The sequence below is a fragment of the Frigidibacter sp. MR17.14 genome (assembly GCF_037095735.1).
In the GTDB taxonomy this organism is placed as follows: domain Bacteria; phylum Pseudomonadota; class Alphaproteobacteria; order Rhodobacterales; family Rhodobacteraceae; genus Frigidibacter.
Window position 1 is genome coordinate 98,831 of record NZ_JBAWKD010000001.1, and the last position, 22,804, is coordinate 121,634.

Genomic DNA, 22,804 nt, shown 5'->3' on the forward strand with positions numbered 1-22,804 from the left:
GAGAGAAGGAAACTGCGAAAGATCTGGATTTTGTCTAACCCCTCCCCGGTGAAGACGCCCGCCCGTCGCACCCCCGCCCGCCCCCCCGCACCGGCCAACGATCACGCCCCGTCGCAGGCCGCCGCCAACACCGACGCCCCGCGCATCGTCGATGTGCTGCTGATCGGCGGCGGCATCATGAGTGCCACGCTCGGCGTGATGCTGAACGAGCTCGAGCCCGACTGGACCATCCACATGGTCGAGCGGCTGGACGAAGTGGCGATGGAAAGCTCGAACGGCTGGAACAACGCCGGAACCGGGCATTCGGCGCTGTGCGAGCTGAACTACACGCCCGAGGACGACCGCGGAACCGTGCGGATCGAGTCGGCGCTGCACATCAACGAAAGCTTCCAGGTCTCGCGCCGCTATTGGGCCCACCAGGTCGAGCGTGGCGTGCTGTCCGATCCGCAGAGCTTCATCCGCTCGACCCCGCATGTCAGCTTCGTCTGGGGCGAGAAGAACGTCGATTTCCTGCGCCGCCGCCATGCCGCGCTGGACGGCCACCCGCTGTTCGCCGGCATGAAGTTCTCGACCGATCCGGCCGAGATCGCGGACTGGGTGCCCCTGATGATGGAGGGCCGCGACCCCGCCCAGCCGGTCGCCGCGACCTGGGCGCCGCAGGGCACCGACGTAAACTTCGGCGAGATCACCCGCCAGTCGATCGCGCATCTGCGCGCCCAGCCGGGCTTCTCGCTGTCCTGCGCGACCGAGGTCAGCGGGCTGAAGCGCGGCGCCGACGGGCTGTGGGAAGTGAAATACTCCCGCCGAGGCGGCCGCCGGCGCGAACAGCACCGGGTGCGGGCGCGCTTCGTCTTCATCGGCGCGGGCGGCGGCTCGCTGCCGGTGCTGCAGATGTCGGGCATCCCCGAGGCGCGGCCCTACGCGGGCTTCCCGGTCGGCGGCTCGTTCCTTGTCTGCGAGACGCCCGAGGTGGTCGAGCGGCACATGGCCAAGGCCTATGGCAAGGCACCCACCGGCGCGCCGCCGATGTCGGTGCCCCATCTCGACACCCGGATCCTAGATGGCAAGCGCGTGCTGCTGTTCGGGCCCTTCGCGACCTTCTCGACCCGGTTCCTGAAGGAAGGCTCGCTGCTGGATCTGCCGGGCTCGATGACGCCCGCGAACCTGCTGCCGATGCTGAACGTCGGCACCCGCAACTTCGATCTCGTGCGCTATCTGGCGCAGCAGCTGGCCATGTCGAAGGACGACCGGATGGCGGCGCTGCGTGACTATTTCCCCGGCGCGAAGGACGAGGACTGGCGGCTGTGGCAGGCGGGCCAGCGGGTGCAGGTGATCAAGCACGAACCCGGCAAGGGCGGCGTGCTGAAACCCGGCACCGAGGTGGTCAGCGATGCCGAGGGCACGATCGCGGCGCTGCTGGGCGCCTCGCCCGGCGCCTCGACCGCGGCACCGATCATGGTCAGCCTGCTGCGCAAGGTCTTCCCCGAGCGGGTCGCCTCGCCCAAATGGGCGGCGGTGCTCGAGAAGATCGTGCCCGGCGGCGGCGCGGCGCTGGACGAGCAGCCCGAGGTCGTGGCCGAGGAATGGTCGCAGACCGGCGAGGCGCTGAAGCTCGAGATCGCGGCACCGCAGATCGGGCCGCTGCGTCGCCTGGGCGCCGCGGCCGAGGGCCGGCTGGTGCCGGTGGCGGACATGGCGCTGTGAGCCCGGCGGCGGGGGGCCCTGCCCCCCGGCCTCCCGGAGTATTTGTGCCAAGCCGAAGAGGTTGAGGGATGGGGGCTCTGCCCCCGCCCGTTCCGGGCTCCCCCGGGATATTTGGGCCAATGCGAAAAGGCGGCGGGATTGCCAAGGCCCCCGGTTTCGCCTAGGGGCGGGCCATGCCCCGCTATGCGCTTCTGATCGACTATGACGGCACGCCCTTCGCCGGCTGGCAGCGCCAGTCCGGGCAGGCCTCCGTGCAGGAAGCCATCGAGGCGGCGCTGCGGCGGCTGGAGCCGGACTGTCCCGGGATCGGCGGTGCCGGGCGCACCGATGCCGGGGTCCATGCGACCGGACAGGTGGCGCATTGCGACATGGCCCGCGACTGGGATCCGTTCCGGCTGTCCGAGGCGCTGAATTTCCACCTGAAGCCCGCGCCGGTCGCGGTGCTGGCGGCGGCGCGGGTCGCCGACGACTGGCACGCGCGGTTCTCGGCGCTGGAACGGCGCTACACCTTCCGCCTCGTGCGGCGGCGCGCGCCGGTGACCCATGACAAGGGGCTGGTCTGGCAGGTGCAGAACCCGCTCGACCTGGCAGCGATGCGGGCCGGGGCCGCGCATCTGGTCGGGCATCACGACTTCACCACCTTCCGCTCGTCGATCTGCCAGGCGGCCTCGCCGGTGAAGACGCTGGACGAGATCACCATCGAGGAGCTGCCCTATCCGCAGGGCAGCGAGTTCCGCTTCCACCTGCGGGCGCGCAGCTTCCTGCACAACCAGGTCCGCTCGATCGTGGGCACGCTGGAACGGGTGGGCGCCGGGGCCTGGGCGCCCGAGCGGGTGCGCGCGGCGCTTCAGGCGCGCGATCGCGGCGCCTGCGGGCCGGTCTGCCCGCCGCAGGGGCTGTATCTTACCGGGGTCGGCTATCCCGAGGATCCGTTCCGTTCAGATCCCTGAGCAGGCGGCGATGCCGGCGCACGGCCGGCAGCACCTGGCCGAAGGTCTCGATCCCCTTGGCGCGCAGCATCGGGATCAGCCGCAGGAAGACCTCGGCCGTCACCTCGGCATCGCCCATCGCCCGGTGGCGCCGGCCTTCGGGGATCGGCACCGACAACCGCGCCGCCAGCGCGTCGAGCGTGTGCAGCTCGCCCTCGCCGAAGACCACCGCCGACAGCAGCACCGTGTCGAGCACCGGGTTGCCGAACCGCCCCGGCGCGGCGCGGGACAGCAGCTCGAGGTCGAAGGGCGCGTTATGCGCGACCAGCACCGCATCATGGGCGAAATCGGCGAAGCGCGCCGCGGCCTCGGCCGGGCCCGGCGCGCCCGCCACGTCGGCCGGGCCGATGCCATGGACGCGCCGCGCGGCGACGGGGATCGGGCCGCCGGGATCGACGAAGCTCTCGAACCGCTCGCCCGGGATCGCCCGACCGTTCACCAGCCGCAGCCCGGCGATCTCGACCAGCGCGTCGCGGGCGGGATCGAGGCCGGTCGTCTCGGTGTCGAGCACCACGCAGGTCAGCGCATCGAGCGCGCGCGACGACAGATCCTCGGCCCCCTCGCGCGTGAGCAGCGCGAAATCATAGGCCAGCGGCCGCGCGGGGGCACCGGCGCGGGGCGGCGCGGCGCCCGCCAGCGGCAGGCAAAGCGCCCAGCCACCGGCCGCGGCCTCGGTCCAGCCCTCGGCGCCGAGCCAGTCCTCGAGCGTCGCGAGCGACAGCGCGGCCCCCGTCCAGCCAAGACGCAGCAGCGCCCCGCCATCGGCCCCCGCCGCGGCAAGGCCCAGCCACCCCGGCGCCCGGCCCGATTCGGCGAGCCTTTGTCCCAGCCCCGCGATGCGTTCGGCCAGCGCCCCCGGTTCGACCGCCAGCGTCAGGCCCGCCGGCGGCGGTGCCAGCGCCACCGGGTAACCGGCCCGCGCCAGCGCCTCGGCCACCGCGGCCAGCGTCGCCGCCGCCTCGGTCGCAAGGCCCGAGCGGCTGAGGGCGAAGGCCCGCTCGGCCTCGGCCTCGCCCGCCAGCGCCGCCACCGCCGCCGCAAGCCGCCGCGCCTCGGCCGCGAGCCCGTGGCGCATCGCCCGGTCGGGCGGCGGCCCGTCGGGGTCCTCGAGCAGTTCCAGCGTCGCCGCCAGCGCCGCGACGGGGCGGCCCAGATCCTCGACCAGCCCGGCCAGCCGCGCCGCCCGCGCCTCGCGCCGGGCCGTCACCGCGGACACATCGCGCAAGGCCAGCACATAGCCCGCGTCCTTGCGCCGGATCTCGGCCGCCAGCAGCCGCCCCTCGGGCGTGCGCGCGGTCAGCGTCTCGACCCCCGCGGGGCCAAGCCGCGCCAGCGCCGCGCGCACCGGCGCGGGCTCGAGGAAGTCGAACAGGCCCCGCCCCAGCGCCAGCCCCTGCAGAAGCCCCGCGGCCTGCGCGTTGTAGAAGACGATCCCGTCGTCCGGCCCCGCGACCACCACGCCGATCGGCAGCCCGGCGAGGATCCGTTCCAGCCGCCGCGTCGCCTCGGTCTCGACCGGCGGGGGCGGCGCGACCGGGGCTCCGGCGCGATCCGCCAGGGCCCCGGCCGCCGGGGCAAGATCGCCCAGCCAGCGCGCCTGCCCGGCGAAATCCGCCCCGGCATGGGCGGTGGCCCGCAGCCCCCCCGACAGCCGCAGGATCGCCCGCGCGACATGTTCGTCGAACAGCATCCAGGCCCCGGCAAGCGCTGCCAGCATCACCATCCCGGCCACGATCCCGGCCTGCACGAAGCCCGCAGCGCCCCCGCCGTGCAGCGCCCCGAGCACCAGCCCCAGCACCAGCCCGGCCACAAGCACCGCGAACAGCCCCGCGAAGATCAGCCCGATCCGAAGCCGCAGGCCCAGACCTTCCAGCCGCGCGGCAAGACGCCCGCTCATCCGGCGCCGCCCAGCAGGCGGCGGATCTCGTCGCGCAGCTCGCGCAGCTGGAAGGGTTTGGCGATGAACCCGTCCGCGCCCAGCGCCAGCCCGCGTCGCCGCTCGTTCCCCGCCCCGCGCGCGGTCATCATCAGCACCCGCACGTCCCCAAGCGCCGGCTCCATCCGCATCTGCTGGCAGATCTCGAACCCCGACAGCCCCGGCAGCATCACGTCGAGCAGCACGAGATCGGGATGCAGCGCCCGGATCCGCTCCAGCGCCGCCGGCCCCTCGGCCACGCGCTCGTGCCGGTAGCCCTCGCGCGTCATCAGATAGGCCAGCGCCGCGGCGATGTTGTCCTCGTCCTCGACGATCAGCACCAGCGGCGCGGGATCGGAATGGCGGTGCGGCTCGGCCATGGCGCCCTCCGTCAGCCCTGGCCACAGGCGGCGCGCAGCATCGGGTCGTCGGCCGCCACCGGCTGCCACGCGCCCCCGGTCAGCGTGCCATCGGCGCCAAGGCTCGCCGCGACCAGATCCGCCCGCCGGTCGCCCGCGCAGTCGAAGGCCACCGGCACCCGCTGCGTGCCGGCCCAGCGCTGGACCAGCAGCGCCTCGGTCCGCACCAGCTCGGGCCGCGCCTCGGACCGCTGCACCGCGCCGCGATCGACGGCGATGAAGCGGGTGGTCACCGGCGCGACATAGGTCCAGGGCCGCCAGAGGTTCGATTCCGTCACCGGCATCACCACCGCCACCGTGTCGGGCAGCGCCGAGGTGACGCGACCGTACCAGGTGTACTCGTTCCAGACCGCGAAGCTGATCACCGCCGCCCCGATCGCCGCGGGCATCAGCCATTTCGGCAGCCGCCGGCCCGCAACGCGGTTGGCCAGCAGGTAGACCCCGATGATGAAGGCGCCGATGGCGATCATGGCGATCAGGTCGATGAGCATCGCTCTCTCCTCAACTGGCGGCGGCGCGGCCGTGGGCCAGCGCCGATTGCAGGGTGCGCACGACGACGAAGGCGTCGCGCAGGTGGCTGCGCTCGAACTCGGACAGGTCCGAGGGCGCCAGGAAATTGTCGGGCTTCCGGCCCGAGCGGACCAGCGCCGCCTGCATCTGCAGGCGCAGGTCGGCGATCAGGTCATAGGCCGCGACCAGCTCGCGCCCGCCGGTGACCGACAGCACCCCCTGCCCCTCGGCCGCCAGAAGCCGCGCGCGGGTGTTCACCGGCCGGATCCGGCCCAGCAGCGCATAGACCCGCGCAAGGTCGGTGACCGGCACGACGCCGTTGTGCTTCATGTCGATCTGGTTGCGATGCTCGCCCGAGCGGATGGTGGCGAAGCCGCGCAGCAGGCCCAGCGGCGGCGCGTGCTTCAGCGAATTGACGATCAGATGCGCAGTGAAGATCGAATTCTTCGCGGCCGCCTCCAGCGTCTCGGCCTGCAGCGCCTCGAACAGCGGCGTCGCGCCGGCGATGGGCCGCAGGTCGAACATGACGCTGGCCAGCATCTGCGCCATCGGGTCGGGGCGCGCGATCCAGCCGTGGAAATAGTCGCGCCAGACCGACAGCGGCTGGCACCAGCGCGGGGTCATCGCCATCATCTCGCCGGGACAGAAGACATAGCCGCAGGCATCGAGCCCGGTGCAGACCTCGGTCGCGAAGGCCAGGAACCAGGCGCGGTCGTCCTCGGTCGCGGCATCGTCATGGATCAGGCAGTTGTCCTGGTCGGTATGGCCGGTCTGCTCTTGCCGGCCCTGGCTGCCGCAGGCCAGCCAGACATAGGGCACCGGCGCCGGGCCCAGCCGCGCCTCGGCCAGCGCGATCAGCCGGCGGGTGGCGGCATCGGCCACGTCGGTGATCAGCCGGGTGACGACCTCGTGGCTCTGGTTGCCGCCGACAAGCTGCACCAGCAGCTCGGGGATCCGGGCGGTGACCGCGGCGATCTCGGCCACGCTGCCCGCCGCCGCGATGTCGCGCACGAGGACCGAGGCGGTGACCGCCTGGAACCGCGTGAGATCGGTCTGGGTGATCATGCCCACCAGCAGCCCGTCCTCGACCACCGGCAGGTGGCCGATCCGGCGCTCGAGCATCAGGCTCAGCACGTCAGAGCCCAGCGCCCCGCGCGGCAGGGTGACGGGGTCGCGGGTCATCACCGTACCGACCGCGGTCGCCGGGTCACGGCCCTCGGCCAGCACCCGGTCGCTGAGGTCGCGCTGGGTGACGATGCCCAGAAGCCGCCCCGCGGGGTCGGTGACGCCAAGGCTCGAGATATGCGCGTCGCGCATCATCCGCGCGGCCTCGGCCACCGCGGTCTCGGGCGGACAGGCCACCGGCCGGCGCGAGACGAGGTCGGCGACCTTGGCGGTGGCGAAGCTCGGCTCGCGCAGGGTGTCGGGGCGGCCGCGGGTGAAGAACCGCTCGAAGGCCGGGCTCTCGGCCATCAGGCGGCGGAATTCGGGCGCGGGGAGTACCAGCACCACGCTCTCGGACTGGGCGCGGGCATTGGTGGCGGCGCGGCCGTCGCGCATCAGGCCGCGCTCGCCAAAGGAATTGCGGGCGGTCAGCAGCGAGACCGGCGCGCCATTGGCGTCGGTGACCTCGATCTGGCCGCGCTTGATCAGGAACAGGCCGGGCAGCGTCTCGCCCAGGCGATAGGCCCAGTCGCCGGCGGCCAGCACCCGGCGCTCGAACGCGGCGGCGGTGCGGGCCAGCGCCTCGGGGGGCAGCGTGTCATAGGGATGCACGCTTTCGAGGAAGGCCAGGATCGGGGATGTCTCGGAACCCATGATGCCCTCTGGGCCGGCGCCACGGCGCCCGGGTCTGCAATTGGGGGGGTGACGCGCGCCCCGGTCGGGGGCGCGCGCGCTTTAGGCTCAGTGGCCGGTCGCAGCGCCCGCACCGCGCGGGATGCGGATCGATTCGACCAGGTCCTGCACGTCCTGCGGCGGGGCCTGCGTCGCGTTCGACACCACGAAGGCCGAGACGAAGTTCAGAACCGCCCCCACCGCGCCGATCGACAGCGGCGAGATGCCGAACACGTAGGCCGAGGGCACGTCTTCCAGCATGTTGGTGCCGGGGATGAAGAACCAGCCCTTGTAGAGGAAGATGTAGACGGCGGTGAAGATCAGGCCGACCAGCATGCCGACGATGGCACCTTCCTTGTTCACCCGCTTCGAGAAGATCCCCATCATCAGCGCGGGGAAGATCGTCGCCGCGGCCAGGCCGAAGGCCAGCGCCACCACCTGCGCGGCGAAGCCGGGCGGGTTGAGGCCAAGGTAGGTCGCCACCACGATGGCGAAGGCCATCGCGATCCGCGCCGCCAGAAGCTCGCCCTTCTCCGAGATGTTCGGATTGATCGAGCCCTTGATCAGGTCGTGGCTGATGGCCGAGGAAATGGCCAGCAGCAGCCCCGCGGCGGTGGACAGCGCGGCGGCCAGCGCCCCCGCGGCGACCAGCGCGATCACCCAGCCGGGCAGCGCCGCGATTTCCGGGTTGGCCAGAACCATGATGTCGTTGTCGACCTTGGTCAGCTCGTTGCCCGTCCAGCCCTTCTCGGTCGCGATCGCCTGCAGCGCCGGCGACTTGTCGTTGTAGTACTGGATCTTGCCGTCGCCGTTCTTGTCTTCCATCACCAGCAGGCCGGTCTTCTGCCAGGTGGCGATCCAGCCCAGCGCCGGGTCGGAATTGATCTGCTCAAGGCTCAGCGCCTCGCCGTCCAGCGCATTCCCGGTCGCGGCGGCGGGCCACATCGTCGTCGTCAGGTTCAGCCGCGCCATCGAGCCGACGGCCGGGGCGATCGTGTAGAGCAGCGCGATGAACACCAGCGCCCAGCCGGCCGACGAGCGCGCATCGGCGACCTTCGGAACGGTGAAGAAGCGGATGATGACATGGGGCAGACCCGCGGTGCCGATCATCAGCGACATGGTGAACAGGAAGGTGTTCAGCATGCTCGGCGTCTCGGCGGTATAGGCCGCGAACCCAAGCTCGGTCACCACCTCGTCCAGCTTCTGCAGGAACTCCACGCCGGAAGCCTCATGCGTGCCGATGAAGCCGAGCTGCGGCAGGAAGCTGCCGGTCAGCTGCAGCGAGATGAAGATCGCCGGGATCGTGTAGGCGACGATCAGCACGCAGTACTGGGCGACCTGGGTGTAGGTGATGCCCTTCATGCCGCCGAACACGGCATAGGCGAAGACGATCGCCGCGCCGATATAAAGGCCGGTGTCCGTCGACACTTCCAGGAAGCGCGAGAAGGTGACGCCCACGCCGCGCATCTGCCCGATCACGTAGGTGACCGAGATGATGATCAGGCAGACCACCGCCAGAAGCCGCGCACCGTTCGAATAGAAGCGGTCGCCGATGAACTGCGGCACGGTGAACTTGCCGAACTTGCGCAGGTAGGGCGCCAGCAGCAGCGCCAGCAGCACATAGCCGCCGGTCCAGCCCATCAGGTAGGCCGAGGTGGCGTAGCCCCCGAAGGCGATGATCCCCGCCATCGAGATGAACGAGGCCGCCGACATCCAGTCCGCGCCCGTGGCCATGCCGTTCAGCACAGGGTTCACACCCTGGCCCGCAGCATAGAACTCGGCGGTCGATCCCGCCCGGGCCCAGACCGCGATCCCGATATAGAGCGCGAAGGTCAGGCCCACGAAGATGAGGTTGAGAGTGAACTGATCCATCTGTCCCCGCCCCTCTTATTCGTCCACGCCGTGTTCACGGTCCAGTTTGTTCATTCGCCAGGCGTAGGCGAAGATCAGGACCAGGAACACGTAGATCGACCCGTTCTGGGCCATCCAGAAGCCAAGGTCGGCACCGCCGACATGAATGCCTTCCAGCATCGGGCGCAGCAGGATGCCCATTCCGAACGAACACACGAACCAGATCACCAGCGACCACAGGATGATCCGGATGTTCGCCGACCAGTAGGCATTCGCTCCGTCGTGTCGTGCCAGATAGGCATCCGACGAGGTCTTGTCCGCCATGTCGTCTCTCCCCGTGACATGAGTTACCCTTCCACCGCCCCGCACGGGGCGGCGGCCTCCCTTTCTCGCGGTGCCCCCTCCTTAGGGCCCCGGTCTCGGTCGTCAGGCCGATCGGGCCGCCACGATCTGGCCCAGCGCGCCGGCGATCTCGTCGATGGCACCCATCGCGTCGATCCGTTCCAGCACGCCAAGCCCGTCGTAATGGGCGATCAGCGGGGCCGTCTGCGCGTGATAGGCGGAAAGCCTCGCGCGCGCGGTCTCGGCCGTGTCGTCGGCGCGGCGCTTGAACGCCGTGCCGTCGCATTTGTCGCAGACCCCGTCCCGGCGGGGCTGCTTCAGGGTGTCGTGATAGCCCTCGCCGCAATGGGCGCAGGTGTAGCGGCCCGCGACGCGGTCAATCATCGCCGCGTCATCGACCTCGAGACTGACCGCCGCCGTCACCTTCTGCCCGGCCCCGGCCAGCAGCCCGTCCAGCGCCGCCGCCTGCCCGGCGGTGCGCGGGAAGCCGTCAAGGATCACGCCCTTGGCCACGTCGGGCTCGGCCATGCGGTCCTTCAGGATCGCCAGCACGATCTCGTCGCTGACCAGCCCGCCCGCCTCCATCACCGCCTTCGCGGCCAGGCCCGCCGGCGTGCCCGCGGCGACCGCGGCGCGCAACAGGTCGCCCGTCGACAGCTGCACCAGCCCGAAGCGTTCCTCCAGCATCCGCGCCTGCGTGCCCTTGCCGGCCCCCGGGGGGCCCAGCAGGATCAGCACCGCCGGCGCGGTCTCGGTCACGCAGTCGTTCGCGGCCTCACGCATCCTGCTTCCCCCGGTTCATGCGGTTCGCGATCAGGTCGTCGACCACCGACGGGTCGGCCAGCGTCGAGGTATCGCCCAGCGCGCCGAAGTCGTTCTCGGCGATCTTGCGCAGGATCCGGCGCATGATCTTGCCCGAACGGGTCTTCGGCAGGCCGGGCGCCCACTGGATCAGGTCGGGGCTGGCGATCGGGCCGATCTCGGTGCGGACCCATTTCACCAGCTCCTTGCGCAGGTCCTCGCTCGGCGTCTGATCGTTCATCAGGGTGACATAGGCATAGATGCCCTGCCCCTTGATCTCGTGCGGATAGCCCACCACCGCGGCCTCGGCGACCGCGACATGGGCGACCAGCGCGCTTTCGACCTCGGCCGTGCCCATCCGGTGGCCCGAGACGTTGATGACGTCATCGACCCGGCCGGTGATCCAGTAATAGCCGTCGGCATCGCGCCGGCAGCCGTCGCCGGTGAAGTAATAGCCCTTGTACTGGCTGAAATACGCCTCCTGGAAGCGCTCGTGATCGCCCCAGAGCGTGCGCATCTGCCCCGGCCAGCTGTCGGCGATGCACAGCACCCCCTCGGCCTCGACCTCAGAGATCTTCTTGGCGCTCGTGGGGTCCAGCACCACCGGCTTCACCCCGAAGAACGGATGCGTGGCCGAACCGGGCTTGGTCGGCGTGGCGCCCGGCAGCGGCGTGATCATGTGCCCGCCGGTTTCGGTCTGCCAGAAGGTGTCGACGATCGGGCAGCGGCCCTTGCCGACATGCTCGTCATACCAGGTCCAGGCCTCGGGGTTGATCGGCTCGCCGACCGAGCCCAGCAGCTTCAGGCTGGACAGGTCGTATTTCTCGACCCACTCGGTCCCCTGCCCCATCAGCGCGCGGATCGCGGTCGGCGCGGTGTAGAACTGGTTCACCTTGTGCTTCTCGCACACCGCCCAGAACCGCCCGGCATCAGGGTAGGTCGGCACGCCCTCGAACATCAGCGTCGTCGCGCCATTCGCGAGCGGGCCATAGATGATGTAGCTGTGCCCGGTGACCCAGCCCACGTCCGCGGTGCACCAGAAGATGTCCCCGTCGTGATAGTCGAAGGTGTACTGGTGGGTCATAGCCGCATAGGCCAGATACCCGCCAGAGGTATGGACCACGCCCTTCGGTTTCCCGGTCGAGCCCGAGGTATAAAGGATGAACAGCGGATCCTCGGCGCCCATCGGCCGCGGCGGGCAGTCGGGGGCGACCACCTCCATCAGCGCCTTCACGTCGATGTCGCGCCCGTCGATCCAAGTGGTCTGGTCGCCGGTGTGCTTGACCACAAGGCAGCGCACCTTGTCCGAGCAATGCAGCAGCGCCGCGTCGGCATTCGATTTCAGCGGCGTCTTGCGACCGCCGCGCGGGGCGGTGTCGGCGGTGATCACCAGCTTCGCGCCGCAGTCGTTGATGCGGTTGGCCAGCGCATCGGGCGAGAAGCCCGCGAAGACCACGGAATGAATCGCGCCGATCCGCGCGCAGGCCAGCATCGCATAGGCCGCCTCGGGGATCATCGGCAGGTAGATCACCACCCGGTCGCCGCGCATCACGCCCTGGCTCAGCAGGACGTTGGCCATGCGGCACACCTTTTCGTGCAGCTGCCGATAGGTGATGTGCTGCGCCTCGGCATTCGGATCGTCGGGCTCGAAGATGATCGCCGTCTGGTCGCCCCGCGTCGCCAGATGGCGGTCGATGCAGTTCGCCGCGACGTTCAGCACGCCGTCCTCGAACCATTTGATCGAGACCTGACCGTATTCGAACGTGGAATTCTTCACGACCGAGTAGGGCTTGATCCAGTCAAGCCGCTTGCCCTCGCGTCCCCAGAACGCCTCGGGATCCTCGATCGAGTCCGCATACATCGCGCGATAGGTCGCGGTATCGGCATGGGAAGGGCCAAAGCCCTCCGGCACGGCGCGCACGATTTCGCCCTCGAGCTGGTGGTGTTGCTGCGGCTTCATCCGGGTCGCTCCTCCTTTAGGTCCGCCACGCGCGAAAACCCTCCGGCTCCGCACGCGGCACGCTCCTCCCTCAAGCGCACTGTAAACCCAAACGGCGAAACTTCGTAAGCCTTTTCGAAAGATGGATTTTTGTGTAAATTCATTCACAGCCCGGTGCTGTGTTTTGTAAATGTCTGGGATTTTGCCAAGATTTTGACACGCCATTACAGCGCGTTGACTCGGCACCCGGAATCGGCGGCGCGAAGTTTGCAAAGCCGCCCGGCATCGCCCTGCAAAACCGGGGCGGACGCGCTGCATTGCGGCATCGCGCGCCGCGCCGCCGCAACCGCAGCGGGTGATTCGCGCCGCGCCGCTGGACCCGCCGCACCGCGAGCGCTACCACCAGCCAGCACCAACGACGCCGGAGCCGCCATGCCAGAGCCCGTCTCGCCACAGCCCGCCTCGCCCTTCCGCACGCCCGACGACGCGGCGCGCGCCCTGGCGCGCGGGCTGCTCGCCCGGCCCCATGCGGCGCTCGCCACGCTCGACGCGACCGGCGCGCCGGCGATCAGCCGCATCGCGCTGGGCCGCGCCCCCGGCGGACGGCTGCTGACGCTGATCTCGGACCTTGCCGCCCATGCGCAGGCGTTGGAACGCGACCCGCGCTGCGCGCTGCTGCTGGGCGAGCCGGGCGAGCGCGGCGATCCGCTGACCCACCCGCGGCTCTCGCTGTCCTGCACCGCGGAACCGCTCGAACGCGAAGAAGGCCTTCGCGCGGCCTGGCTCGCAGACCACCCGAAGGCCAAGCTCTACGTCGATTTCGCCGACTTCCGTTTCACGGCCTTCCGCGTCACCGCGGCCAGCCTGAACGGCGGCTTCGGCAAGGCCTATCACCTGACCGCGGAAGACCTCGGGCTGCCGGCCTAGCCTTTCGGTTCGGGCCCCCAGTTCGGGCCCCCAGTTCGGGCCCTCAGTTCGGGTTGTCGCAGCGCAGCCGCATCTGCACCCGCCCCTTGCAGGCCTGCGACCAGTTCACCCGGGCCTCCTGCTTCGACACGCCCTGCTCGACCGTCACATAGGGCATCTCGGTCACCCGCACGCCCCCGGCAGTGGTGATCATCCCCTCGGCCACCAGGCTCTCGACAGTGCGCATCCAGCCGCCGAAGGGCATGTAGCCGCCCGCGTTCACCACCCAGGTCGCGGCCGCCGTCGCCTGGTCGAACTGCAGGTACAGCGGCGAGGCCGTCACCTGATCGATCGCGGTGAAGGTGTTGTTGTCGAAGACCACGTTGCGCATCCGCCCCATGTCGAGCCCGGCAAAGGTGGTGTCCACGCTCTCGACCCGCCCGATCGAGCCGTTCAGCACCTTGAACACATTGCCGGTGACGGTCAGGCCCTGGACGAAATGCCCCGCCCCGTAGGGCTTCACCACCAGCCAGTTGAACCACGGGGCCACGTCGTTGGCGGTGAAGATGTTGCCGGTGATCGTCAGCCCGCCGAAGGAATACTGGTCGTCGAAGTCCGGCGTCGGTTCGTATTCGTTGGTCCATTCGACGAAGTTGTTGTCGATGTAATTGCCGACGATCAGCGCCTTCAGGTTGGTGTTGGCGAAGACCAGCCCCGCGACCCGCGGCCCGTCCGTCACCTCGTCGCCCTGGAACCAGTGGTTGCCCTCGATCATGTGGCCGTTGCCGGTCAGCACGCCGAAGTGGCGGAACCGCATCGCGCGGTTGTGGCGGATCTTGCTGTCATTGGCGTTCACGTTGAACACGATGCTCTGCCGCTCAGTCGCGGCCAAGGTCAGCTCGTTCGAATGGAACAGGTTGCGGTCCAGCACCAGATCCTGACAGCCGGTCCCGATCGAGGTCACCACCCGGTCCTTCGGCCGCGCGACCGAGCAATCCAGCAGCTGGAACATGTCGCCGTCGCGCGCCAGCATCACCGCGCTCGCCACGCCGTTGCACAGGAATTCGATCCCCGCGACCACGAAGCGGCTGAGCGCGTCGAAGCCAGAGAAATCCAGCATGTAGCGATAGCGGGTGAAGGTGTAGCTCTGCGTGCCCCCGGCCCCGTAGAGCGGCTGGCTCAAGGTCAGCGAGGCGCTGCCCACGTTCTTCGCCGTCACATAGACCTCGCGCCCGACGCCCACACCCGACACCCGCGCGCCCACCGGGATCGTGCCGATGTTCTGCACCCCGCTCAACTGGCGCGGGTTGCCCGGCGCATAGCTCGCCTGCGCCGTCACCACGGCCGAGGTCCAGGCCGCCCCGTCGATGGCGTTGATCTGCCCGTTGCGGATCACCCGCGTGGACGCGAAGCTGGTCTGGTTGCCCACCGCCGCCTGCACGTCCAGCGGCTCGGTCAGCTCGACCCGGCGGCCCATGAAGTCCAGCGTGTCATGGTCCGAGTAATTGAACAGCGCCTGCAGCGCCTTCTTCAGCGCCAGCGTCTCGTCGCCGAAGGCGTCGATATAGCTCGGCAGGTCGAAGTTGCGGCTCAGTTGCAGCCGGGCGTCCGCCGGCATCGTGACCTTGCCCACGAAGCGCACCGGGTTGGAAATCGTCACCGTCGAGCCCAGCGCATAGGTGCCCTCGGGCACGAAGACCGTGCGCCCGTTCGCCGCGGCATTGGCCGCGACGAAGGCCGCCGCGTCATCGGTGACCCCGTCGCCCTTCGCGCCGTAATCCACCACATCCACCGCATCGACGAGGTCGCGCAGGAAATCGCCCGTTACCTCGGTGACGCTGATGTCGTCGATCCGCACCACCCCGCCGTTCGCCCCGGTCAGGTCGATGCCGACATGGCCGTGATCCACGCCCGTGCCCCAGGCCATGGTCACGCCGGACCGCGCCCCGGTGCCGATCACCGCGCTGACCGTGACCACCTGCCCGTAGGAGGTCAGCGGCACGGTGGTGCCGACCTCGACCAGCCCGGCCACATGCGCCTCGGCCCCGTTGACCGCATAGGCCGCGATCCGCACCCCCGGCAGCGCGCCGCTGATCGCCTTCACCCGTGCCGTCACCCGCAGGTACAGCCCCGGCAGCATCGGCGTCTCGCCCATCCAGCGCAGCTTCTGCGTGCTCGAGGTCTTCTGCAGCTCAAGGCAGCCGCCGAAATCCGGGTCCGAGGCGACCAGCGCCGCATTCGCCGCCCCGTCATAGCTGGCCGATCCCGGAATGCCGGTGTCGCTCGACCACTGGTTCAGCCCGGCCTCGAAGGGCGCGGGCATCAGCGTCAGACCCTCGGTCAGTGAACTCATCGCGGATCCCCCGGCGGCTTTGGCGCAAACAGGGGCAGAGTGTTAGCCGCTGGATGGTTAACACGCGTTAATCCGACCGCGCGCTGCCCGGCGCCGGCGGCGACCAACCGCCGCAAGGGTCACGCCGCCCCTTGCCGCGGGCCAGTATCGTGCCAGACTCCGGGGCGAAAACCGAAGGACCGGCCCGATGACCTACGCGCTGCTGCCCACCGACCGCTCCCTGCCCGAAGGCCTGCGCCGCATCGCCGCCGAAGAACTGGCCGAGGCGCGCGCCCTGCTGCAGGCTCCCGACGTGTCCGAGGCAGAGCGGGTCCACCGGCTGCGCAAGCATGTCAAACGCTTGCGGGCGCTGGTGCGGTTGGTCGCGGACCGGTTCCAGGGGGCGAAGCGGGAAAACGCCGCGCTGCGCGACGCCGCGCGCGGCATCTCGGGCCTGCGCGATGCCGAGGTGCTGCGCCACACGCTGGCCGGCATCGTCGCCAAGGCCCCTCCCGAGGCGGCGGCGGCCGCCGCCCATCTCGGCGCCGTTCTCGCCGAGCGGCACCGCGCAGAAAGCGAAATCACCGGCCCCGCGGCGCTCGATCGCTTCGCTGCGACGCTGGCCGCGGTGGCGGATCGCGTGCCCGACTGGGACTTGCGCGGCAAGGCTTTCACGCTGGTTGAAGAAGGTCTCGCAACCACGTGGAAAGCCGCGCAGAAGCACCACCGCCGCTGCGAGGATGCCGACAGCCTCGACGAGGCCTTCCACGACTGGCGCAAGGCCGCGAAGGACCATTGGTATCAGGCGACGCTCTTCGCCCCGATCTGGCCCGCCCTGATGGAGGCGCGGGTGGCCGAGGCCTCGGACCTCGGCGACCAACTCGGGCTGCATCACGACCTCTCGGTCTTCCGCCTCGCGCTCGAAGGGCTCCTGCCCGCGGACGAGGCGGAGCCGCTCGACCGCCTCGCGGCCAGACGCCAGAAAAGGCTCGAGAAAAAGGCGCACCTCGCCTCGGCGCGCCTCTTTGCCGGCTCAGCCCGGTCAGAGGTCGAGCGCTGGCAGGACTGGTGGCGTCTCTGGGCGCATTAGCGCGCCAGAGCCGCCTCGATCAGCGCGACCGTCTCCTCGACGCCGTAAAGCGCGATGAAGCCGCCGAAGCGCGGGCCCTGGCTCTGGCCCAGCAGCACCTCGTAAAGCGCCGTGAACCAGGCGCGCAGCGGCTCGAACCCGTGTTCGGTGCCGACCGCGAAGACAAGCGACTGCAGCGCCTCGTCGTCGAGCCCGCCCTCCCAGGTCTTCAGCCGCGCCGCCAGATCCGCCAGCGCCGCCCGCTCCTTGTCGTCGGGATCGCGGAAGACCAGCGTCGGCTTCACGAAATCCTCGAAGTATTTCAACGCATAGCCCGCCGCCGCATCCAGATCCGGATGGCTTTCCGGCGTCGCCCCCGGCGCATAGCGGCGGATGAAGCCCCAGAGCCCGGCCTTGTCCTGCGTCCCCGCCACGCTCGCGAGATTCAAGAGCATCCCGAACGGCACCGCCAGCGTCGAGGCCGGCACCTGGCCGCGGTGGATGTGCCAGACCGGGTTCGCCAGCTGCTGCTCTGCCGCCTGTTCGGGATAAGCGCGGAGCTGCTGGTGATACTCGTCCACCGCCTTCGGGATCACGTCCCACCACAGCCGCTTCGCGGTCTTCGGCTTCTGGTACATGAAATAGCTCAGCGATTCCGAGGCGGCATAGCTCAGCCACTCGTCGATCGACAGCCCGTTGCCCTTCGACTTCGAGATCTTCTGGCCCTTGTCATCCAGGAACAGCTCGTAGGTGAAATGCTCGGGCGCGCGGCCGCCCAGCACCTTGCAGATCCCGTCATAGATCGGCGTGTTGGTCGAGTGGTCCTTGCCATACATCTCGAAATCGACGTCCAGCGCTGCCCAGCGCATGCCGAAATCGGGCTTCCACTGCAGCTTCACGTTGCCGCCGGTCACCGCCATCGTGATCTCGGTGCCGTCCTCGTCGTCGAAGGTGATCGTGTGATCCTTGGCGTTCACCTCCTTCATCGGCACGTAGAGCACGCGGCCGGTCGAGGGCGAGATCGGCAGGAAGCAGGAATAGGTCTGCTGGCGTTCTTCGCGCAGCGAGGCCAGCATGATCTTCATGATCGCGTCGTAACGCTCGCAGGCCAGCGCCAGCATCGCGTCGAACCGGCCCGACCGGTAGTAGTCGGTCGCGCTTGCGAATTCGTATTCGAACCCGAAGGTGTCGAGGAAGCGGCGCAGCATCGCGTTGTTGTGGTTGCCGAAGCTGTCGAACTGCTCGAACGGGTCCGGCACCGCGGTCAGCGGCTTCTGGATGTTGGCGTGCAACAGCTCTTGGTTCGGAACGTTCTCGGGCACCTTGCGCATGCCGTCCATGTCGTCCGAGAAGCACAGAAGCCGCGTCGGGATGTCCGAGATCAGCTCGAACGCGCGGCGGATCATCGTCGTGCGCGCGACCTCGCCGAAGGTGCCGATATGGGGCAGACCGCTCGGCCCGTAGCCGGTCTCGAAGAGGACATAGCCCTTTTCGGGGTCCTTCTTCTCGTAGCGTTTGAGCACGCGGCGCGCTTCCTCGAAAGGCCAGGCTTTGGAGTTCATCGCAGCGTCGCGGAGCGTGGTCATGGGCTCGTCCTCGGGTCCGCCGCACCCCATGCGCGGCGTCAGTGGAAGCCCCTATTGAACGGACCCCGGATCGTCAATAATTTGCCCGGGAATTCGTCACAGAGGGCACAGCCGTGCAGGATCAGGTCGCAGAAAAGCAAAAACCGCTCGCCTCGCTGTCGGCGCAGGATGCGCTGGTGGCGCTGATGGTCGCGGTCTCGGTCTCGGACGAGCACATGCGCACGGTCGAGCTGCTGGCGATCAGCCGCATGGTCGATTCGATGCCGGTCTTCGGCGATTACGACGTCGACCGCATCGGGCGCGTGGCGCAGACCGTCTACGCGCTGTTCCTCGAGGAAGAGGGGCTCGACGCGCTCTTCGGCCTCGTGCGCGCCGCCCTGCCCGAGCGGCTGTTCGAAACCGCCTATGCGCTGGCCTGCGATGTCGCGGCCTCGGACGGCAAGCTGGGCCAGCAGGAACTCAGGATGCTGGAAGAGATCCGCGACGAGCTGACCATCGACCGCCTTCACGCCGCCGCGATCGAGCGCGGGGCACGCGCGCGTCACCTGACGCTCTGACCTTTTCTTCACCTCTCGGCCGCAGGCTTCCCCCGGGATACCGGAATCGGGGGGCTACATGGCTTCGGTCTTCAGACTTCTGCCGGGCGTCGTGGTGGCGCTCGGCCTTGCGGGGCCGTCGGACGCGGCGGGCGCGCTGACGCAGGAAGAGATCACCGCGCATCAGGTGAACATCGCCGGGCGCCAGCGGATGCTGTCGCAGCGCATCCTTGCCGCCGCCTGCCTGACCGGCCGCGGCGCCGATGCGCAGGCGCAATCGCAGATCCTCGCCGATGCGGTGCAGGATTTCGCGACCGGGCTCGACACGCTGGAAAACGGCCGCGTCGCCGATGGCCTGCCGCCGCTGGCCGCGCCGGCGGCCCGCGCGAAGCTGGAAGACCAGCGCCGCGCCTGGACAGCCTTCGCCCAGTTCACCGGCCCCGCCGCCGCCGGCGATGCCGGGGCGCTGGCGGCACTGGCCGCCGCAGCCCCGCCGCTGCTGGCCAGCGCCGTGGCCACCGTCGGCGCGCTGGCCGGCGGCGACTCGGCGGGTGCGCAGGCCGATCTTGCGCGCTATGTCGATCTGGCCGGTCGGCAGCGCCTGCTCAGCCAGCGGCTGGTGGGCGCGGCCTGCCTCGGCGCTGCCGGGATCTCGGTGCCCGAGACGCAGGCCGCGATCGGCAAGGACCTGGCCGAGTTCGAGGCGAACCTGACCGCCTTGGCCGATGGCGACCCGTCGCGCGGCATCGCGCAGGCGCCAAGCCTCGACATGCGGATGGCCCTGGAGACGATCCCCGAATGGTGGCAGCCGGTGCGCGGCTTTGCCGTCTCGGCCCAGGCCACGCCGCTGGATGCCGCCAGCCTGTCGGCCATGGCCGAAGCCTACGAGCCGCTGCTCGAACGGCTGGAAGAGGCGGTCTGGATGGCGGGCGAGGTCTGAACGCCCCGGCCCGTGCCGCCGCAGCGGGCGGGCGCGCGTGACCCGCGGTCAGGCGTAGACCGCGGCCCAGCGCTCGATCAGCTGCTGCTGAAGCCGTTTCGAACGGCGGACCCACTCGGCCCCGCCCGGCGGGCGTTCGCGCTGCGCCTCGGGGATCGCGTCGCGGCGGGCGACGTCGCCGGTGAAGATCGCGAAGACCAGGTCCTTGCCGTTCGGCGCGGTCATCCATCCGGTCAGGGTCGAGACGAAATTCAGCGTGCCGGTCTTGGCATCGACCCGGATCGGGGCATTGCGCATCGGCTTGCCCGAAGCGTCGCGGAAGGCGAATTCCTTCAGCAGCGGCCGCAGCCCCAGCCCCGGACCCAAGGTGGCGATGGCCCGCATCATCTCGGTCGGCGCGATGCGCGAGGCGCCGCCAAGCCCCGAATGGTCCACCAGCCGCGACTGCACCCCGGCCCGCGCGCGCAGCCAGTCCGACATCTCGGGCCCCGAGTCGCCGTGCGAGGCCAGCGGCCCGCGTTGCAGCGACGCGGTCATGCCCACGACCTCGGCCGTCAGGTTGTTGGAATATTTCAGCATGTCCTGCAGAACGGTCGGCAGGGCGTCGCTGGGACGCTCGACCAGCACCGTGCCGCCGGGCAGCGTGCGGGCATCGTCCGGTGCGGGCAGGACGATGCCCTGCGCGCGGGCCAGCGTGCGGAACACGTCGCCCGCGTACTCCGCGGGCCGGCGCACCGGCAGCCAGCGGCTGCCATTGCGGCCCAGCGCCCCGGCGGCGACGGTCCAGTCCTCGCGCCCGCCACGGTCGGAATAGGTGTAGACCGGCTGTTCCCGGTTCGCGATGCTCATGCTGGCGGTGGTGACCTGCGGCGCGAAGCGTTCGCCGCGCGCGTCGAAGGACACCGCGTAGGCGCCGGCCGAGGTGCGGCTCCAGACGAAATTCACCCGGTTGAAGTTCAGCGTGATCCCCGAAACGGCGGGGTTGTAGCCCAGCCAGTCGCCCTGCCCCTGGTCGATGGCGCGCACATAGGGCAGCGCCCCGTCCCAGACCAGGAAGCGGCCCGAAACGCCGTTGACTCCGCGGGACCTCAGCGCCGCGACCATGTCGCCCAGCCCGTCGGTCGACAGCGTTGGGTCGCCGCCCCCGGCAAGGATCAGGTCGCCGCGGATCTGCCCGCCCTGCACCGGGCCGGTGGCGATCAGCCGGGTGGCAAAGCGGTAGCCCGCTCCCAGCGTTTCCAGCGCGTAAAGCGAAGTCAGGGCCTTGGCGGTGCTGGCAGGCGGCATCGGGCGGTCGGCGTTCAGCCCTTCCAGCAGCCGCCCCGTCGCCGGGTCGGCGACGATGAAGCCGACCTCGCCACCCAGTTTCGCCTGCGCCACCAGATCCGCCGCCTCGGGCGCGGCGCGCAGCACAGCCGGCGCCGCGGCGCCGCTGGAGGCCGAGACCGGCGTCACCGAAAGCCCCGCCTTCGGCTGCGGACGAAGCGAGCGCATCGGCGCCTCGGCCCGGGCGGCGAATCCGCTGCCTGCCGCCAGAATTCCGCCAAGTACCAGTCGCCGCGAAATGCCCATGCTCGTCCCCAGAGTCCGTCCGCAGACCTTACAGGCGCCCGCCCCGCACCGGCAAGCCGGCGCCGGCAAACACCCATCACCGCCGCCAGTCACCGCCGCCAGTCACCGCGGGCGCGGATCGCGCTCGAACTGTCCGATACCATCGGGACATTGACGAAACACCATGCCGGCGGCGCCCTCCAGGGCAGCGCGGGGGCATCGGTGGCGGGCAGGCGATAGCGCTCGAACCGGATCGCGGCCTTCGACATCCGCGCGGTCAGCCGGCTGCCCGGCCGCGCGATCACCCCGATCGGGACCGAGCGGATGATCTGGTCCCAGCGCTGCCAGCGCCCGAATTGCGCGAGGTTGTCCGCCCCCATCAGCCAGACGAACCGCACCCCGGGATAAAGCGCGACCAGCCGCTCCAGCGTTTCCGCGGTGAACCGGGTGCCAAGCCGCGCCTCGATGTCGGTGATCTCGACCCGCGGGTGGCGCATCACCGCCCGGGCCTGCGCGATCCGCCGCTCCATCGAGGCGGGGCCTTCGGATTTCAGCGGGTTGCCCGGCGAGACCAGCCACCAGACCCGGTCGAGCCCGAAGCGCTTCATCGCCTCGCGGGTGATATGGGCATGTCCGGGATGGGCAGGGTCGAAGGACCCGCCCAGCAATCCGATCGCCATGCCGGGCGCGGCCCGGGGCAGTCCCGCGCGCATTCCGCCCTCCGCATCCGGCCCGTCCGCACACATAAGTGTGACACCGGCGCGACGCAATCAATCGCTGCACAACCGCCCGCCGCTGCGGCAGCCGGGTCACTCTCGGGTCACTGCCGCGGTCTGCACCGGGCGGATCAGGGACGCGCTTCCGCCCTCGGGCACCGGGTCGGGCCCGGGCCGCACGCCCGACATCGCCGCCCCGGACGCAGGCCCCGCGCCTGCGGGCGGCACCGAAAGCGCGGCGGCGGGGGGCGGCGTCTCGATCTCGTCCTGCACCTCGTCGGGCGGCACGCGGTCCACCACCGCATCGACCCGCGCCGGCCGGTCGTCGGGGTGGCGCGCATAGACCACGCAGCCATCCACCACCGGCACGCAGAGCGCGTTGATCCGGGTGGTGGAATTGTTGTCCCCGGCGAATTCGAGATCGATCAGCCTGTCGCCCCGGAACCGCATCTGCGTGTTGCAGTATCCGCCCGAACTCATTCCGACCGAACCGTTCAGCCCCGGCAGCGTGCCCCCCATCTGTACGGTGGGAATCGACATGCTGACGCTGCCGCGCGGGCGCGAGCGTTCGTAGGTCCAGATCTCGTCGCCGTTCTCGAGCGTCAGCGAGCGCGAGGGGAAGCCCGCGCACATCCGCACATCGGCCGTCTCGAGCCCCGGCATCAGCTTGCGCGCGGCCGCGATGGTCGGCGCCTCGTAGGCGCGGCGCGAGGTGTCGGCGGGAATCGCGCAGCCCGCCAGTAGGACGAGCCCGCAGAGTGCGGACAGCACGCCCAGCCCCCCGTTGCAGGGGGGCAGGCACGCCGGCAGCGGCAGGGAAAAACCTTTGTTCGGTCGGGACATGGCGTCTCCCTCGCGGGTC

At 70.2% G+C, this 22,804-nt stretch carries 19 protein-coding genes; 6 read left to right on the plus strand and 13 right to left on the minus strand.

The window, feature by feature from the left end; genetic code table 11:
* Nucleotides 1-30: 30 nt before the first annotated feature.
* The gene (mqo, locus tag V8J36_RS00475; protein ID WP_336465287.1) at nt 31-1,704 is read left to right on the plus strand and encodes a malate dehydrogenase (quinone); all 1,674 of its coding nucleotides are present in this window, start codon (nt 31-33) and stop codon (nt 1,702-1,704) included.
* A 173-nt stretch (nt 1,705-1,877) separates the two neighbouring features.
* Complete coding sequence (truA, locus tag V8J36_RS00480) at nt 1,878-2,654, plus strand: tRNA pseudouridine(38-40) synthase TruA (RefSeq protein WP_336465288.1); 777 nt, start codon at nt 1,878-1,880, stop codon at nt 2,652-2,654.
* On the opposite strand, the gene V8J36_RS00485 is transcribed toward truA, so the two are convergent.
* The 8 genes from V8J36_RS00485 to acs all read right to left on the minus strand — a co-directional run bounded on the left by V8J36_RS00485 (nt 2,608) and on the right by acs (nt 12,327).
* Entirely contained in the window at nt 2,608-4,590 is a 1,983-nt protein-coding gene (locus V8J36_RS00485) for a 3'-5' exonuclease (RefSeq protein ID WP_336465289.1), read from the minus strand. The two genes, truA and V8J36_RS00485, sit on opposite strands and share 47 nt — an antisense overlap.
* Complete coding sequence (locus V8J36_RS00490) at nt 4,587-4,988, minus strand: response regulator transcription factor (protein ID WP_336465290.1); 402 nt, start codon at nt 4,986-4,988, stop codon at nt 4,587-4,589. Before V8J36_RS00490 ends, V8J36_RS00485 begins: the two co-directional genes overlap by 4 nt.
* An 11-nt stretch (nt 4,989-4,999) precedes the next feature.
* Nucleotides 5,000-5,518, minus strand: coding sequence for a hypothetical protein (locus tag V8J36_RS00495; protein ID WP_336465291.1), 519 nt, complete (start codon nt 5,516-5,518; stop codon nt 5,000-5,002).
* A gap of 10 nt (nt 5,519-5,528) precedes the next feature.
* Nucleotides 5,529-7,355: a DUF294 nucleotidyltransferase-like domain-containing protein gene (locus V8J36_RS00500; protein ID WP_336465292.1), complete on the minus strand. Its 1,827-nt coding sequence runs from the start codon at nt 7,353-7,355 to the stop codon at nt 5,529-5,531.
* Between the two features lie 87 nt (nt 7,356-7,442).
* Nucleotides 7,443-9,245 (minus strand): sodium:solute symporter family protein, encoded by a 1,803-nt coding sequence (locus tag V8J36_RS00505; RefSeq protein WP_336465293.1) that lies wholly within the window; start codon nt 9,243-9,245, stop codon nt 7,443-7,445.
* Nucleotides 9,246-9,260: 15 nt separating this feature from the next.
* The gene (locus tag V8J36_RS00510) at nt 9,261-9,548 is read right to left on the minus strand and encodes a DUF4212 domain-containing protein (protein WP_336465294.1); all 288 of its coding nucleotides are present in this window, start codon (nt 9,546-9,548) and stop codon (nt 9,261-9,263) included.
* 102 nt (nt 9,549-9,650) lie between these two features.
* Nucleotides 9,651-10,349, minus strand: a complete 699-nt coding sequence (locus tag V8J36_RS00515) for an adenylate kinase (protein ID WP_336465295.1) — start codon at nt 10,347-10,349, stop codon at nt 9,651-9,653.
* Nucleotides 10,342-12,327: an acetate--CoA ligase gene (acs, locus tag V8J36_RS00520; RefSeq protein ID WP_336465296.1), complete on the minus strand. Its 1,986-nt coding sequence runs from the start codon at nt 12,325-12,327 to the stop codon at nt 10,342-10,344. Before acs ends, V8J36_RS00515 begins: the two co-directional genes overlap by 8 nt.
* 411 nt (nt 12,328-12,738) lie before the next feature.
* Here acs and V8J36_RS00525 point away from each other — a divergent pair, with 411 nt between their 5' ends.
* A complete protein-coding gene (locus tag V8J36_RS00525; RefSeq protein ID WP_336465297.1) occupies nt 12,739-13,233 on the plus strand; it encodes a HugZ family pyridoxamine 5'-phosphate oxidase in 495 nt (164 codons plus the stop codon).
* Nucleotides 13,234-13,276: 43 nt separating this feature from the next.
* On the opposite strand, the gene V8J36_RS00530 is transcribed toward V8J36_RS00525, so the two are convergent.
* Entirely contained in the window at nt 13,277-15,565 is a 2,289-nt protein-coding gene (locus tag V8J36_RS00530; RefSeq protein WP_336465298.1) for a glycosyl hydrolase family 28-related protein, read from the minus strand.
* A gap of 187 nt (nt 15,566-15,752) precedes the next feature.
* Here V8J36_RS00530 and V8J36_RS00535 point away from each other — a divergent pair, with 187 nt between their 5' ends.
* Nucleotides 15,753-16,634: a CHAD domain-containing protein gene (locus V8J36_RS00535; RefSeq protein ID WP_336465299.1), complete on the plus strand. Its 882-nt coding sequence runs from the start codon at nt 15,753-15,755 to the stop codon at nt 16,632-16,634.
* On the opposite strand, the gene V8J36_RS00540 is transcribed toward V8J36_RS00535, so the two are convergent.
* On the minus strand, nt 16,631-18,199 hold the full coding sequence (locus V8J36_RS00540) for a lysine--tRNA ligase (protein WP_336465300.1): 1,569 nt from the start codon (nt 18,197-18,199) through the stop codon (nt 16,631-16,633). The genes V8J36_RS00535 and V8J36_RS00540 overlap by 4 nt on opposite strands.
* 113 nt (nt 18,200-18,312) lie before the next feature.
* On the opposite strand from V8J36_RS00540, the gene V8J36_RS00545 reads away from it, so the two are divergent.
* Together V8J36_RS00545 and V8J36_RS00550 are read left to right on the plus strand one after the other, a co-directional pair.
* A complete protein-coding gene (locus tag V8J36_RS00545) occupies nt 18,313-18,756 on the plus strand; it encodes a tellurite resistance TerB family protein (RefSeq protein WP_336465301.1) in 444 nt (147 codons plus the stop codon).
* A gap of 58 nt (nt 18,757-18,814) precedes the next feature.
* Entirely contained in the window at nt 18,815-19,675 is an 861-nt protein-coding gene (locus tag V8J36_RS00550; RefSeq protein WP_336465302.1) for a type IV pili methyl-accepting chemotaxis transducer N-terminal domain-containing protein, read from the plus strand.
* 48 nt (nt 19,676-19,723) lie between these two features.
* Here the strand turns inward: V8J36_RS00550 and dacB are convergent, their stop codons facing one another.
* The 3 genes from dacB to V8J36_RS00565 form a co-directional block, all read right to left on the minus strand.
* Nucleotides 19,724-21,169, minus strand: a complete 1,446-nt coding sequence (gene dacB, locus V8J36_RS00555) for a D-alanyl-D-alanine carboxypeptidase/D-alanyl-D-alanine endopeptidase (protein WP_336465303.1) — start codon at nt 21,167-21,169, stop codon at nt 19,724-19,726.
* 167 nt (nt 21,170-21,336) lie between these two features.
* Nucleotides 21,337-21,939: a nicotinate-nucleotide adenylyltransferase gene (locus V8J36_RS00560; protein WP_336465304.1), complete on the minus strand. Its 603-nt coding sequence runs from the start codon at nt 21,937-21,939 to the stop codon at nt 21,337-21,339.
* A 96-nt stretch (nt 21,940-22,035) separates the two neighbouring features.
* Nucleotides 22,036-22,785: a hypothetical protein gene (locus tag V8J36_RS00565; protein ID WP_336465305.1), complete on the minus strand. Its 750-nt coding sequence runs from the start codon at nt 22,783-22,785 to the stop codon at nt 22,036-22,038.
* Nucleotides 22,786-22,804: the final 19 nt, after the last annotated feature.